14 protein-coding genes are annotated in these 13795 nt (G+C 68.8%); all 14 read right to left on the bottom strand.

Annotated elements, in window-relative coordinates; all coding sequences use genetic code 11:
• Positions 1-498 precede the first annotated feature (498 nt).
• Positions 499-1374 (bottom strand): IS110 family transposase, encoded by an 876-nt coding sequence (locus HCC78_RS21115; RefSeq protein WP_253949287.1) that lies wholly within the window; start codon positions 1372-1374, stop codon positions 499-501.
• Positions 1334-1558 carry a hypothetical protein gene (locus tag HCC78_RS33885; RefSeq protein WP_253949288.1) on the bottom strand — a complete coding sequence of 75 codons (225 nt, stop codon included), beginning with the start codon at positions 1556-1558 and terminating at the stop codon, positions 1334-1336. Before HCC78_RS33885 ends, HCC78_RS21115 begins: the two co-directional genes overlap by 41 nt.
• Before the next feature lie 120 nt (positions 1559-1678).
• Positions 1679-2866: a lipid-A-disaccharide synthase gene (lpxB, locus tag HCC78_RS21120; protein WP_172330782.1), complete on the bottom strand. Its 1188-nt coding sequence runs from the start codon at positions 2864-2866 to the stop codon at positions 1679-1681.
• Positions 2854-3672 (bottom strand): LpxI family protein, encoded by an 819-nt coding sequence (locus HCC78_RS34930; protein ID WP_371743876.1) that lies wholly within the window; start codon positions 3670-3672, stop codon positions 2854-2856. Before HCC78_RS34930 ends, lpxB begins: the two co-directional genes overlap by 13 nt.
• Before the next feature lie 4 nt (positions 3673-3676).
• Positions 3677-4474 carry an acyl-ACP--UDP-N-acetylglucosamine O-acyltransferase gene (gene lpxA / locus HCC78_RS21130; protein ID WP_172330783.1) on the bottom strand — a complete coding sequence of 266 codons (798 nt, stop codon included), beginning with the start codon at positions 4472-4474 and terminating at the stop codon, positions 3677-3679.
• A 4-nt stretch (positions 4475-4478) separates the two neighbouring features.
• Positions 4479-4937, bottom strand: coding sequence for a 3-hydroxyacyl-ACP dehydratase FabZ (fabZ, locus tag HCC78_RS21135; RefSeq protein WP_172330784.1), 459 nt, complete (start codon positions 4935-4937; stop codon positions 4479-4481).
• A 73-nt stretch (positions 4938-5010) separates the two neighbouring features.
• The gene (locus tag HCC78_RS21140) at positions 5011-5742 is read right to left on the bottom strand and encodes an OmpH family outer membrane protein (RefSeq protein ID WP_172330785.1); all 732 of its coding nucleotides are present in this window, start codon (positions 5740-5742) and stop codon (positions 5011-5013) included.
• Positions 5696-7999, bottom strand: coding sequence for an outer membrane protein assembly factor BamA (gene bamA, locus HCC78_RS21145; RefSeq protein WP_253949289.1), 2304 nt, complete (start codon positions 7997-7999; stop codon positions 5696-5698). Before bamA ends, HCC78_RS21140 begins: the two co-directional genes overlap by 47 nt.
• Before the next feature lie 196 nt (positions 8000-8195).
• Positions 8196-9530 (bottom strand): RIP metalloprotease RseP, encoded by a 1335-nt coding sequence (gene rseP, locus HCC78_RS21150; protein ID WP_172330787.1) that lies wholly within the window; start codon positions 9528-9530, stop codon positions 8196-8198.
• Between the two features lie 33 nt (positions 9531-9563).
• Positions 9564-10739 carry a 1-deoxy-D-xylulose-5-phosphate reductoisomerase gene (gene dxr, locus HCC78_RS21155; RefSeq protein WP_172330788.1) on the bottom strand — a complete coding sequence of 392 codons (1176 nt, stop codon included), beginning with the start codon at positions 10737-10739 and terminating at the stop codon, positions 9564-9566.
• Between the two features lie 3 nt (positions 10740-10742).
• The gene (locus HCC78_RS21160) at positions 10743-11546 is read right to left on the bottom strand and encodes a phosphatidate cytidylyltransferase (RefSeq protein WP_172330789.1); all 804 of its coding nucleotides are present in this window, start codon (positions 11544-11546) and stop codon (positions 10743-10745) included.
• Entirely contained in the window at positions 11543-12268 is a 726-nt protein-coding gene (gene uppS / locus HCC78_RS21165; RefSeq protein ID WP_256368312.1) for a polyprenyl diphosphate synthase, read from the bottom strand. Before uppS ends, HCC78_RS21160 begins: the two co-directional genes overlap by 4 nt.
• A 91-nt stretch (positions 12269-12359) precedes the next feature.
• Positions 12360-12929, bottom strand: a complete 570-nt coding sequence (gene frr, locus HCC78_RS21170) for a ribosome recycling factor (RefSeq protein ID WP_172330790.1) — start codon at positions 12927-12929, stop codon at positions 12360-12362.
• Between the two features lie 114 nt (positions 12930-13043).
• Positions 13044-13781 carry a UMP kinase gene (gene pyrH, locus HCC78_RS21175; protein ID WP_172330791.1) on the bottom strand — a complete coding sequence of 246 codons (738 nt, stop codon included), beginning with the start codon at positions 13779-13781 and terminating at the stop codon, positions 13044-13046.
• Positions 13782-13795: the final 14 nt, after the last annotated feature.

Genomic DNA, 13795 nt, shown 5'->3' on the forward strand with positions numbered 1-13795 from the left:
GCGCGGCCGCCGGGTCGGCATGCATCCGGACCCCGCAGGCGGCGCGCTTCCCGCGGCGGCCGTCCTCCAGCTTGTGCCCGGCCGGGAGGGCGAGCCCGGCCTTCTCCGGGGCCGCGCCTGAAGTTGACTTCCGTGGCGTCCTGCAGGATCGGGACGGGACCGCCGGCGGCCCGGATGCGCAGGGCGGACGCCGCGGAATGCCCCCCGGGGATCCCGTCTCCGCTGGCAGTCCCGCCGGAGAGGAACCGGCGGGCGCCTCGGCGTCCGGCCGGTCCCGGACCGCCGCGGGCAGCGGCTTCCCCGGCCGCTCCCCTAGGGCCCCGGGCATCGCCCCGAGCCTGCGGTCCAGCCGCCCGTCCCCCGGACCGCTCCCGGCGGCCTCCGGTTCCACCCGGCTCCGTGCCAGGCCCGCACCCCGCGCATCCGGTGCCGCATGGCGGCTCATGACCCTATCGCCGCCGCCAGGGCCAGGGCTGGCAGGCGAACCAATTCACCGCATCAACTTGCGGGGAACTGCAAGTCCGGCGGGGCGGATACTGCGTTCCGCATCGGCGTGCCGTAGACGCCGCCATACTTGAGCATGGCCCAGATCCCGCGCGCTGTCTTGTTCGCGACCGGGACCGTGGCAACATTTGCCGGGCGTCGGCCACGCAGCCGGGCGAGCCACGTCCAGGATTTTCTCCGCCAGCGCATGATCGACCTGCTGCCGTGGATCAGCAGGCGGCGCAGGTAGCCATTGCCGCGCTTGCTGATCCCGCCGAGACGATCGACGCAGGCTGTGGAATGCTGCCGCGGCACGAGGCTCCGCCAGGCCGCCAAGTGGCGGCCGGACTTATAGTCGTCCGCGGCGCGGGCCGATGCGACGATTGCCGTCGCTTTGACGACGCCGACGCCCGGGATCGTCATGATCCGCTTGCAGGCCTCGTCCTGCGCGGCGAGGGAAACGTGCCCCTTGTCGATGGATGCCAGCTTTTCGGCAACCTGCTCGAGCTGCTCGACGAGATAGGGCAGCGCCTGCCGCGCAGCCATGGGCAGGCGGGTGTCTTCCTCGTCCCCGATCACGTCGACCAGAAGCTTCACGCGATGGGCGCGCCGAGGCCCGACAACGCCGAATTCCGCCAGGTGGCCACGGATCCCGTTGATCGCCTGCGTGCGCTGCCGGATTAGCATCTCCCGCACGCGATGCATCGCCAGGATTTCCTGCTTGCTCTCCTCCTTGACGGGCGCGAAGCGCATGGACGGCCGGGTCATGGCCTCGCAGATAGCTTCCGCGTCCGCCGCATCGTTCTTGTTCGCCTTGACGTAAGGCCGGACATATTGCGCGGGCAGCAGCTCACGTCGTGGCCGAGGCTCCGGAGAGTCCGGGCCCAGCAATGCTGCCGGGACAGGCTTCGAGGCCGATCTGGCAAGGCGGCAACGCCCTGAAGAACGGCTCCACCTCCTCGCGCTTGAGCTTCCTGCGCGAGACCGGCTTGCCCTCGCAGTCGGCGGCGTGGACCTGAAAGACGGACTTGGCGATGTCCAGCACGACAAGGGCAATGGGTTCTGGAATGTTCAATCTCCTCTCATGGCAATCTGCCGCTCCGGTTGCACCAACGTTTCCATTCCGGGCGAGAGGGGGCATCCATGCCATCATGGCTGAGCGCCCCGGTCAGGACCAGCGTCGCAAATTCCGCGGTCAGGCGGCAGGATGGCCGATGCCGTCGAGCACCGCCCGCGCCGCCCTCAGCCCGGGCGGCGGGCCGCCGCGCCCCAGCCGCTCCATCGTCAGCCGCGCCGCCTCGCGCTGCGGCCCCGCATCGGCAAGCACCTGCAGCAGCGCCTCGGCGATCGGCTCGGGGCGGCAGTTCTCCATCAGGAATTCCGGCACCACGCGGCTTTCCGAGACCAGGTTCACCAGCGTCACCGTGTCGATCAGCGCCATGCGCTTCATGATCGCGTTGGTGAGGCGCGTGAAGGTATAGGCGATCACCATCGGCGTGTCGGTGGCGGCCAGTTCCAGGCTCACCGTGCCGGACGCGGCCAGCGCGGCATCCGCGGCGGCGAAGGCGGCGGCTTTCTCCATCAGCGTGCTGCCGCGGGTCGGATCGAGGATCAGCGGCTTGACCGTCCAGCCGGCCGTCACCTCGCGCACCAAATCGGCCACCGGCGCGGCGGCGGGCAGCACGAAGCGCGCCCGCGGCTCCTTCGCGGCCACCCCGGCAATGGCCGGACCGAAGATCGGCGCCAGCCGCGAGACCTCGCCCTTGCGCGAGCCCGGAAGCACCAGCACCAGCGGCGCATCCGGCGCGATGCCGTGGCTGGTGCGGAAGCGGCGCGCCGCCTCCGGCCCGGGCTGCTGTTCGGCCGCGACCGGGTGGCCGACAAAATCGCAGCGCATCCCTTCGGCCTCCATGAAGGGCGGCTCGAAGGGCAGCAGCGCCAGCACCTGGTCGATCATCTGCGCCATCTTCTTCGCCCGGCCCGGCCGCCAGGCCCAGACCGACGGGGCGACATAGTGGATCGTGCGGATTTCCGGCGCCTTCGCCTTCACCAGCTTCGCCACCCGCAGCGAGAAATCCGGTGCATCGATGGTGACCAGCGCATCGGGCTTCGTGGCTACGACATGCTCGGCCGTTTCGTGCAGCCGCCGCCGCAGGTCCATGTAGCGCGGCAGAACCTCGGCCAGCCCCATGACGCTGAGCTCGTCCATCGGGAAGAGGCTCGGCACGCCCGCCGCCTGCATCAGCGGACCGGCCACGCCGTCGAACCGGATGCCCGGCACGAGATCGCGCAGCCCGGCCGCCAGCGCGCCGCCGAGCGCGTCTCCGGACGGCTCGCCCGCCAGCAGGAACAGCCGCGGCGGCGGCGCGCTCAGATCGCCCATATGCTGATCCCCTTCTCTTCCGCCAGCCGGACCGCCTCGCCCGCATCGAGCACCATCACGCGGCCCGCTTCGAGACAGATGCCGTCGAGCCCCGCCGCGGCAACCCCGGCCACGGTCGCGGGACCGATCACCGGCATGTCGGCGCGCATCTCCTGCCCGGGCTTGGCGACCTTGACGAAGGTGCCCCCGGTCTCGGGGCGGCGCTCGGGGCGGTGGCGCGCCACGTCCGACAGCAGCGCGTCGGTGCCGTAGATCGACTCGATGCCGAGGCATAGCCCGCGCGCCACGACACAGGCCTGCGCCACGTCCTGGGCGCCTATGGCCGACAGGATGGCGCGGCCGCGCTCTGCGTCGCGAGCCTGTGCCTCCGAGGGGGCATTCCGGGTCATGGCACCGGCGGAGGCGACGAAGTCCGGCAGGAATTCATGCGCGCCGCGGATGCGGAACCCGTTCTCCTCGAAGATCGCGATCACCATCCGCAGCAGCGCGTCGTCTCCCGCCTTCAGCCCGCGGAAGATGCGCGGCACCAGCCGCAGGGTCTTCAGGTCGAAGCGGCGGGGATCGAAATCGGGGCGGTGGAGGATGCCGGCCATCGCAACCTCCTCGACCCCATGGGCGCGCAGCCCGCGGAACAGCGCGCCGAGGCGCTCGACACGGAAGGGCACGACCGGATGGTTTCCGGGAACGCCGGAGGGATGGCCCTCCATCTCGGCCAGCACCACGCCGCGCCCGGAGGCGGCGACCGCACCGGCCAGCGCGACGGGAAGGCCGCCCTGCCCGGCGATGATGCCAAGGGGACCGGCCACCGGCTCAGCGCGGGGTCAGGAAGGACCGGTCGGTCTGACCGAGGATGAACTCGACGATGTCGCGCACATACTGGCTCTCGGTTTCGTCTGCGAGCCTGCGGGCCCGGTCGAGGAAGGCGCCCTCGCCCTGGGCCAGCATCTGGTAGGCGGCGCGCAGCGCGGTGATGTCCGAGCGTGCCACGCCCTTGCGCTTCAGCCCCACCAGGTTTAGCCCGTCCAGCTCGCCGCGCGGCGCCTGCACCAGCCCGTAGGGGATCACGTCGTTGGTCACCATCGTGACTGCGCCGATGATCGCGCCCTTGCCGATGCGCACCCATTGGTGGATGCCCGAGAGCCCGCCGATGATCACGTCGTCATCGATCCGGCAATGCCCGGCCAGAGCGGCCTGGTTGGCCATGATCACCCGGTTGCCGACGATCACGTCATGGCCGACATGGGAGCCGGTCATGAACAGGCAGTCGTCGCCCACCTGGGTGATCCCGCCGCCGCCCTCGGTGCCGGTGTTCATCGTCACGCCCTCGCGGATGCGGTTGCGCTTGCCGACGACAAGGCGGGTTTCCTCGCCCTTGAACTTCAGGTCCTGCGGGATCTCGCCCACCACTGCGCCGGGGAAGATCACCGTGTCCTCGCCCACCTCGGTCAGGCCGGTGACGACGGCATGGCTCTTCAGGTGCACGCCGGGGCCGAGCACGACCTTGGGCCCGACAAGGGAGAACGGGCCGACGATGGCGCCCGCGCCGATCTCGGCGCCGGGTTCGACCACGGCCGAAGGATGGACCTGCGCGGTTTGGTGGATGCTCAAGAGATCACTCCTTGGGGACGTCGATCATGGCCATGAATTCGCATTCGCAGGCGGTTTCGCCGTCGACCGAAGCCACGCCCTTGAATTTCCACACCTTGCCGCCGCCACGCAGCGCCTCGACCGACAGCATCAGCTGGTCGCCCGGTGTCACCTTGCGGCGGAACTTGCACTTGTCGACGCCCATGAAATAGACCAGCGCGTTCTTGCCCACGAGGTCGAGCGACAGGCCGACCAGCACGGAGGCTGTCTGGGCCAGCGCCTCGATCTGCAGCACGCCCGGGAAGATCGGGGTCGCCGGGAAATGGCCGGTGAACTGCGGCTCGTTCATGGTGACGTTCTTGATGCCGGTCGCGGATTTCGACGCCACGATGTCCTTCACCCGGTCCACCAGCAGGAACGGGTAGCGGTGCGGGATCACCTTCTGGATCAGGTCGATATCGGCGGTGGCGGGGCAATCGGTCATGGTCGTCCTGTCTTCGGGATCAGATGCGCTTGGGCCAAGGGGTTAGCAAGCGGCGCGCAGCGGGGCAAGCGGCTCAGTCGCCGTCCTGTGCCGAGCCGCCCTGCCCGGGCACCGCCATCGGCCGCAGCATCCGCGGCGTCGGGCGCAGCTCGGGGCTGGGCTCGGCCGGGCCGAGCGAGCTGGCGCCGTTGCCGATTTCCGCGTCGAGCCGCTTCACCGCCTCCTCGGTGATGTCGACCACGTCGAAGGCCATCAGCACGACGGTGTTGTCGAGGATCACCTGCGCGCCGCGGTCCTGGGCGATCTCGGCGAGGATCGGCGCCGCGCGGTTGACGAAGTTCTGCCGCTCGGTGTCGAGCCGCTGCTGCAGGTTCCGCGCCTTGCGGTCCTGCTCCTGGCGCAGGCGCTGGACCTTCTCGTCGAAATCCGCGGCGAGCTTCTCGAATTCGGCGGCGGGCGTCGCCCCGCGCCGGTCGGTCAGCTCCTGCTCCTCGGCGGTCAGCTCGGCCTCTATGCGGCGGTTCTCGGCGGCCAGCGCGTTGCGGTCGCGCTCCAGCTCGGCGACGATCCGCTTGCCGAGCGCGCTCTGCGAGAACATCGCCTCCTGGTTCAGGGTCAGCACCGGGCTCGGCGCCGCCTGCGGGACGGCTGCCGCCAGGCTCCCGGCGGGCGCCGCCGGGGGGACGGCCGTGGCCGGCGCATCCTCCTGCGCCGCGGCGCCCCCGGCTGCCAGAAGCAGGCCGAGGAGCAGCGCGGCCTCAGAATTTCGTCGAGATCGAGAAGTCGAAGTTCTGCTCTTCGTCATAGTCTTCCTTCATCACCGCCCTGGTGAAGTCGAAGCGCAGCGGCCCCAGCGGCGTGGTCCAGAACAGCGACGCGCCCAGCACCGCCCGCAGGTGGAAGCTGTCATCCACTTCGCCCTCGGTGCCCTGGGTGTTGTCCAGTCCCCAGACCGAGCCGGTATCGAAGAACACGCCGCCGCGGACGCCGTATTCCTCGGGCAGGCCCAGCGGAAAGTCCATCTCGGTGCGCAGCGCGGTGTAGTAGTTGCCGCCGAGCGCGTCCTCGTTGGTGGCCGTCAGGTCACGCGGGCCGAAGCCGTTGCGGTCGAAGCCGCGGACCCGGCGCCCCGCGCCGAAGCGGTCGATGATCCGCGTGTCCTGGCCGTTCAGCGCGGCGATCGCCCCGCCCTGAAGTTCGGCGCGCAGGTTCAGGTCGGTGCCCATCAGCTTGGTCTCGCCGAGCAGCGAGGCGGTGGTGCGGATGTAGTCGCTGTCGCCGCCGAGCCCCGCGAGGTCCTGGGAGAACTGGAAGCGGATGCCCGCATCCGGGTTGATGCCGACGCGGCGGGTGTCGAAGGTGTAGGTGTAGCCGATCGAGCTGGTCAGCCGGTCGCCCTCTTCCTCTTGCAGGATGATCGAGCTGCCGTTGTCGCTGGTGCCCTCGGTGCCGGTATCGACGTCGTAGAGGTCCTCCTGCGCCAGCCGGTAGCGGACGCTGAGGCGGGAATAGTCGCTGAGATTGAAGCCCAGCGAGGGCTGGATGCCGATTTCCCGGGTGCTGTAGTCGGAGCTCCACTGGTCGGTCGAGGTGTAGAAGGCCTCCATCGTGCCTGACACGTCCCGGCCCAGAAGCGCGGGCTCGGTGAAGCGCAGGCTGCCCGCGGCGTTGTCGACGCCGCCCGAGACCGAGAAGGACAGCTGCTGGCCGCGGCCGAGGAAGTTGCGCTCGGACAGGTTGAACGTGCCGCCGAAGCCGTCGCCGACCGAGTAGTTGATGCCGAAGCCGATCTGGCCGGTGGGCTGCTCGTCGACATTCACGTCGATGATGACGCGGTCGGGCGCGGTGCCGTCGCGCGGCTGCACGTCGGCCTTGGAGAAGAAGTTCAGCGCGCGGATGCGCGAGGCGGCGTTGCGGATCTCGCGCGGGTTGAAGGGGTCGCCCTCGACCGTGTCGAACTGGCGGCGGATCACCTCGTCGCGGGTCGAGGAGTTGCCCTCGATGTCGATCCGCTCGACGAAGATGCGCGGGCCGCGGGTCAGCGTGTAGGTCAGGTCCAGCGTCTGGGTTTCCGGGTTGCGCTGGATGCGCGGATCGACCCGGATGAAGTCGTAGCCGTCCATGATCGCCTTGCGCTCGAGCCGCGCGATGCCGTCGTCGATGCGCACCGGCGAATAGAGCTGCCCGGGCTTCGTGCGGACGATGCCGTCGAAGGCGGCGGCTTCGATCTCGGGCACCTCGGAGGCCAGCCCGACCTTGCCGAAGCGGTATTGCTGGCCCTCGCGCACATTGAACGTGATGAAGAACGCGTTGCGCTCGCGCGAGAATTCGGTGGAGACCGAGGTCACCTCGAAATCGACGAAGCCGCGGGCGCGGTAGAAGTCGGTCAGCACCTGCCGGTCATAGGCGATGCGGTCCTCGACATAGCTGTCGCGGGCAACGAGCGCGCGGAACAGCCCGGCCTGCTTGGTGCCAAGCACGTTGCGCAGCCGGCGGTCGGTGAAGCTCTTGTTGCCGACGAAGGCGATGCGCTCGACCTCGACCACGGCGCTCTCGGTGACCTCGAAGACCAGGTCGACGCGGTTCTGGCTGCGCGGAATGATCCGCGGCGTCACGATGGCGCCCAGCCGCCCGGCCTGGCGGTAGGCCTCGGCGATGGTGCGGGCGTCGTTCTCGGCATCCGAGGGGCTGTAGACGCGGCGCGACTTGGTGGTCAGCAGCGGCATCAGCACGTCGTCGTCGATCCGGCGGTTGCCTTCGATCGAGATCTGGTTGACCGTCGGGAATTCCTTGACGGTGATGGTCAGCACGGTGCCGGAGAGGTCGAAATCGACCGTCTCGAACAGGCCCGACCCCATGATCCGCTGGTAGGCGGCGTTGATCTGGCCGGTGGTCAGCGGCGTGCCCGTGCCGATCCCGGCATAGGTCAGGACCGAGCTGTCATCGACCCGGAGGTTGCCCTCGACCTCGATGCGCGACAGGCTCCGCCCGGCCTCCTGGGCGAGCACCGCTCCGACCGGCATGGTGGCCAGCGGCGCGGAAACCGCGAGCCAGGCCGTCATGCTCCATGCCACACTGTTCCGGAGACCGCTCCGCCTGTCCTGCTGCCGCGCCATGCCCACCTCGAACCGTTTCTTGCCTTGTCCCGTCCGTAGACCGTGGCGGCGTGCTTGTCAAAACGGCTTGCGGTTTCGGGGGTGCCATTTTTTGTGGCTGTGGCCGGCCGGCCCCCATCATGATGGGGGTGCGGCCATTTCTTCAGCAGAAGATGTCGTTGGTCAGCGCAAAGGCCATCAGCCCGAGGATCAGCGCCAGGCCGCCGGCCATCAGCACACGCAGCGCGCGATCGGACGGCGGACGGCCCGCGACCGCCTCGTAGGCGAAGAACACCAGGTGTCCGCCGTCGAGAACCGGAATCGGAAAGAGGTTCATCATGCCGACCGCAGTGGACAGCACGGCGAGGAACCAAATGAAGCTGTCGAGACCCTGGCTTGCCGCCGCGCCCGAGGTCTCGGCGATGCCGATCGGGCCGGAGAGGTTGCAGGACGAGATCGCGCCGGTGATCATGTGCCACAGGCCCGAGAGGCTCTGTTCCACGATGAAGGCCACCTGCCCCGCGCCGATGGCGACCGCAGAGAACGGTCCCGGCATTTCGGTCACCGGATCGAAGAACAGCCCGCCGGTCACGCCGATCAGGTAACGCGTCTCGAAGCCGCCGTCGGCGGTCGGCATGTCGGTCTGGCGCGGCGCCAGCTCGACCGGGAAGGTATCGCCGCCGCGCCAGATCTCCAGCGTCAGCGGCTCGCCTGCCGAGACCGTCACCGCGTCGCGCAGGTCGTCGAAGGAGGAAATCGGCGTCCCGTCGACCGACAGGATGTAGTCGCCGCTTTCCAGCCCGGCATCCATTGCCGCCGATTTCGGGCTGACCGAGGACACCAGCGGCGGATAGGGATAGGGCCCGATGGCATCGACCTGGCGCCCGCCGCGCAGAACGGTGTAGTCGAGCTCCGGCGCCTTGGGCAGGGTCGAGACGAAGCTGTCGAACCCGGCCAGTTCCGGCACCTTGGCTCCGTTGATTTCCAGCAGCTCGTCGCCGGGTTCCAGGCTCTGCACCGCGGGCGGCATCGGCCGCAGCGTGTCGATGGTCAGAGGATCGGTCGCCTGGCCCTGCCACAGGATCACCCCGGCGAAGAGCACGACCGACAGCACGAAGTTGAAGACCGGCCCCGCCGCCACCGTGGCGGAACGCGCCCAGAGGGGCGCGGCATGCATGGTCTTCCTCAGCGTCGCGGCATCCATCTGCTCGAAGCCGCCGTCCCTGCCGGCGCTTGCCGGATCGGCATCTCCGAGAAACTTGACGTAGCCGCCCAGCGGCAGCGCGGAGATCTGCCACAGCGTGCCGCGCTTGTCGCGCCAGGACGCGATGCGCGGCCCGAAGCCCAGGCTGAACACCTCGGCGTGGATACCCGACCAGCGGCCGACGATGTAGTGCCCGTATTCATGGATGGCGACGATGACCGACAGCGCGACCACGAAGGCGGCAATCGTCCAGATGAGATTGCCGAATTGAGGGATCAGCCCGATCAGGTCCACGCCTTAGCCTTTCTTGTCCGTGTTCCGCGTCCGTCAGTGCGCGGCTTCGCCGAGCCTGAGCGCCGCGTCCGCGGTATCCCGGGCAATTTGGTCCACGCGGGTCACCTCTTCAAGGGTGACCGGACCGGAGAGCGCGCTGCCCGCGGCCAAATCTTCGAGAACGCGCGCCACGACATCGGACATTTCCGTGAAGCGGATGCGCCCGGCGATGAAATGGTCGAGCGCGCGTTCCTTGGCGCCGTTGAAGGCCGCGCCATGCAGCCCGCCCGCCGCCATCACCTCGCGCGCCAGCCGAAGCGCGGGATAGCGCGTCTCGCAGGCCGGGCGGAAGGTCAGGCTGCCGAGCTTGACGAAATCCAGCCGCTCGACGGGAAGCGCGCGGCGCTCGGGCCAGTTGAGCGCATAGCCGATCGCGTGGCGCATGTCGGGCGCGCCCAGATGCGCCAGGATGCCGCCGTCATTGTGGGCGACCATCGCGTGGATGATGCTCTCGGGATGGACTACGGCCTCGATCTTCGCCGGGTCGATGCCGAAGAATTCGCGGGTCTCGATCAGTTCCAGCGCCTTGTTGAACATCGAGGCGCTGTCGATGGTGATGCGCTGGCCCATGGCCCAGTTGGGATGGCTCGACGCCTGCGCCAGCGTCGCGCCGGGCAGATCCTCGAGCGGCCAGTCGCGGAAGGCCCCTCCCGAGGCGGTGATGATCACCCGCTCCACCGAGGACAAGTCCTCGGCCTGCAGCGCCTGGAAGACCGCCGAATGCTCGCTGTCGACCGGCAGGATAGTGGCGCCGTGGCGGCGCGCGGTCTCCATCAGCAGCGGCCCGGCGCAGACCAGGCTTTCCTTGTTGGCCAGCGCCAGCGTCGTGCCGTGGCGCAGCGCGCGCAGCCCCGGCGGCAGCCCGGCGGCGCCGACGATGGCCGACATGATCCAGTCCGCCGGACGGTCCGCCGCCTCCAGCAGCGCCTGCGGCCCGGCCGCGGCCTCGGTCTGCGTGCCCGCCAGCAGCACGCGAAGTTCGGCCAGCCGTTCGGGATAGGCCGTGACCGCGATCTCGGCGCGGAATTCGCGCGCCAGGGCGGCCAGCTTGGCAATGTTGCCGCCGCCGGTCAGCGCCACCACGCGGTAGCTCTCCGGATCGCGGCGGATCAGGTCGACCGTGCTGTCGCCGATCGAGCCCGTCGCGCCGAAAATGGAAATCCTGCGCATTGCCTATCCCCAGGGCGCGGGCGGGAAGCCCACCACCTGCTCCACCATCAGGAACAGCACTGTCGCGCCCAGCATGCCATCGAAGCGGTCGAACAGCCCGCCATGGCCGGGGATCAGGTTGGAGCTGTCCTTGACGCCTGCCCGGCGCTTCAGCGCGCTTTCGGCGATGTCGCCGAGCTGCGAGGCCATCGACAGGCCGATGGACAGCCCGATCACCTCGTTGCCGCCGCCGAGCAGCGAAATCGCCCCCCAGCCGACCAGCGCGGCGCCGATCCAGCCCGCGACGGTGCCGGACCAGGTCTTCTTCGGGCTGATCTTCGGCCAGAATTTCGGCCCTCCGATCAGCCGGCCGGCGAAATAGCCGAAGACATCCGTGACCACGACGACGAGGATCAGCCAGGCCATCCAGGCCGGGCCGAAATCGCCGCGCACATGGACGAGGCCGAAGCCTGCCAGCAGCATCAGCACCGAGAAGATGGCGAAGGTCATCTTGCGGTGGACGAGCCGGGAGATGCCGACGAAGGCGGGAAGGATCAGGAAGGGCACGCCCCAGCCCTCGGGCAGCAGCATCGCCAGCAGCGAGGAGACCCCGGCGACGGCGGCAAGGATGCCCGCCTCGCCCGAGCCGCACATCCGCGCCAGTTCCCAGACCATCAGCCCGACGGCAATGGCGACGAAGACCGCCAGCACCGGACCGCCCACCGTGACCACCGCGATGCCCGCCCCTGCCAGCACCAGCCCGGACAGGAGCCGGGGACCGAGATCGGCCATCTTCGATCCCGGCGCGGTCCTGGCAGGGTCGTTCATGTCAGCACGGCCCCGAAGCGGCGTTCGCGGGTGCCGAAATTCTCGAGGATGCTGCCCAGCTCGCTGCGGCCGAAATCCGGCCAGTAGACCGGCGTGAACTCGAATTCCGAATAGGCGGCCTGCCAGAGCAGGAAGTTCGAGATCCGGGTCTCGCCCGAGGTGCGGATCACCAGGTCGGGATCCGGCAGGTCGGCGGTGTCGAGATAGGGACGCAGGCTGTCGGCATCGACCGTGTCGGCGCAGATCTCGCCCGCAGCGACATCGGCGGCCATGCGCGCGGCGGCGCGGGCCAGCTCGTCGCGGGCGCCGTAGTTCAGCGCCACGGTCAGGTGCAGCGTGTCGTTGCGGGCGGTCGCCTGCTCCAGTTCGCCCATCAGGCGCCGCAGCTTCGAATTCAGCGGGCGGCGGTCGCCGATGAAGCGCACGCGCACGCCGTCCCTCACCAGATCGGCCATCTCGGCGCGGATGAACTGCCGGAACAGCGCCATCAGCCCCGCAACCTCGGCCGGCGCGCGCTTCCAGTTCTCGGTCGAGAAGGCATAGAGCGTCAGGTAGCGCACGCCGTGGTCGGGGCAGGCCTCGACGACCTCGCGCACGCGGCGCGCGCCCATCTTGTGCCCGTACAACCGCGGCTTCCCCCGGCTCTTGGCCCAGCGGCCGTTGCCGTCCATGATGATCGCGACATGTGATGCCGGAGAAACGGAGGAATCTTTTGCCGCCAATTTATCCTCGTGCGATGGACTTTACAAACGCGCCCCGGAGGGCAAACAGGTAATTCCCGCCGGAGCGGGCCGTAAGGGGCATGCAGGTGCCTTACACCTGCATGATCTCAGCTTGCTTGGACTCGAGCGCCTTGTCCACATTGGCAATGGCGGTGTCGGTCAGTTCCTGGATCTCGTCTGCCCAGATCTTCTGGTCGTCCTCGCTCATGCCGGCGGACTTGGCCTTCTTGATCTGGTCCATGCCGTCGCGGCGCACGTTGCGAATCGCGACGCGGGCATGCTCGGCATATTGCGCGGCGACCTTCGTCAGCTGCGTCCGTCGCTCTTCGTTCAGCTCGGGGATCGGCAGGCGGATGATGGTGCCGTCGACCACCGGGTTGATCCCCAGGCCGCTTTCCCGGATCGCCTTCTCGGCCTTGCCGACCAGCGACTTGTCCCAGATGTTGATCGTCAGCATCCGCGGTTCCGGAACGTTCACGGTGCCGATCTGGTTGATCGGGGTCGAGGACCCGTAGGCATCGACATGGATCGGTTCGACCATGGTCGCTGCCGCGCGGCCGGTGCGCAGCGTCTGGAATTCGTGCCTCAGCGAGGTCATGGCGCCGTCCATGCGGCGCTTCAGGTCATCGAGATCAATCTCTAGGTCGTCTTCGGTGGACATGAGCGAGCAGCCTCATTGTTTCTTTCGTTGCCGGCTTCGGACCGCCGCAGCGGGAGCCGGGATGCATGGGGGCAGAGCCGCCCGGGCCGCGAGGCCCGGCACGGTTCTATACGCCTAACCATGCACTCTTGTATAGGTCCCCTCACCCCGCAAGATGCCGCAGAACCCGCCGGGCTCGTCCAGCGGGAAGACGATGATGGGCTTGTTGTTGTCCCGCGCCAGTGCGATGGCCGAGGCATCCATGACCTTCAGGTTCTTCGCCAGCACCTCGTCATAGGTGACGCTGTCATAGCGCTTAGCGTCCGGATTGGTGCGCGGATCCTTGTCGTAGACGCCGTCGGTGCCGTTCTTGCCCATGAAGATCGCCTCGCAGCCCATCTCGTTGGCGCGCAGCGTCGCGGCGGTGTCGGTGGTGAAGTACGGGTTGCCGGTGCCGGCCGCGAAGATGCAGACGCGCTTCTTCTCCAGGTGGCGCACGGCGCGGCGGCGGATGTAGGGCTCGGCCACCTCGTCCATGCGGATCGCGGTGATCACGCGGGTGTGAATCCCGAGCGCTTCCAGCGCCGCCTGCATCCCCAGCGCGTTCATCACCGTCGCCAGCATGCCCATGTAGTCGGCGGTGGTCCGCTCCATCCCCTGCGCGGAGCCCTGCAGCCCGCGGAAGATGTTGCCGCCGCCGATCACCATGCAGATCTCGACGCCCATCTGGTGGACCTTCAGCACCTCGGAGGCGATGCGCTCCACGGTCGGCGGATGCAGGCCGAACCCCTGGTCCCCCATCAGCGCCTCGCCGGAAATCTTCAGCAAAACCCGCTTGAACGTCACCGGCGTCGCTGCTTTCTCGTCACCCATGTCACACAATTCCT

Source organism: Mangrovicoccus sp. HB161399, from assembly GCF_013184745.1.
Taxonomy (GTDB): Bacteria; Pseudomonadota; Alphaproteobacteria; order Rhodobacterales; family Rhodobacteraceae; genus Mangrovicoccus.

Coding starts and splice junctions, on each gene's coding strand:
- lpxB (WP_172330782.1), bottom strand. CDS start 2,866: ATGGGCGATCTGAGCGCGCCGCCGCCGCGGCTGTTCCTGCTGGCGGGC.
- HCC78_RS21140 (WP_172330785.1), bottom strand. CDS start 5,742: ATGACGAAGAGCAGAACTTCGACTTCTCGATCTCGACGAAATTCTGAG.
- pyrH (WP_172330791.1), bottom strand. CDS start 13,781: ATGGGTGACGAGAAAGCAGCGACGCCGGTGACGTTCAAGCGGGTTTTG.
- bamA (WP_253949289.1), bottom strand. CDS start 7,999: ATGACGGCCTGGCTCGCGGTTTCCGCGCCGCTGGCCACCATGCCGGTC.
- frr (WP_172330790.1), bottom strand. CDS start 12,929: ATGTCCACCGAAGACGACCTAGAGATTGATCTCGATGACCTGAAGCGC.
- dxr (WP_172330788.1), bottom strand. CDS start 10,739: ATGCGCAGGATTTCCATTTTCGGCGCGACGGGCTCGATCGGCGACAGC.
- HCC78_RS21160 (WP_172330789.1), bottom strand. CDS start 11,546: ATGAACGACCCTGCCAGGACCGCGCCGGGATCGAAGATGGCCGATCTC.
- fabZ (WP_172330784.1), bottom strand. CDS start 4,937: ATGACCGATTGCCCCGCCACCGCCGATATCGACCTGATCCAGAAGGTG.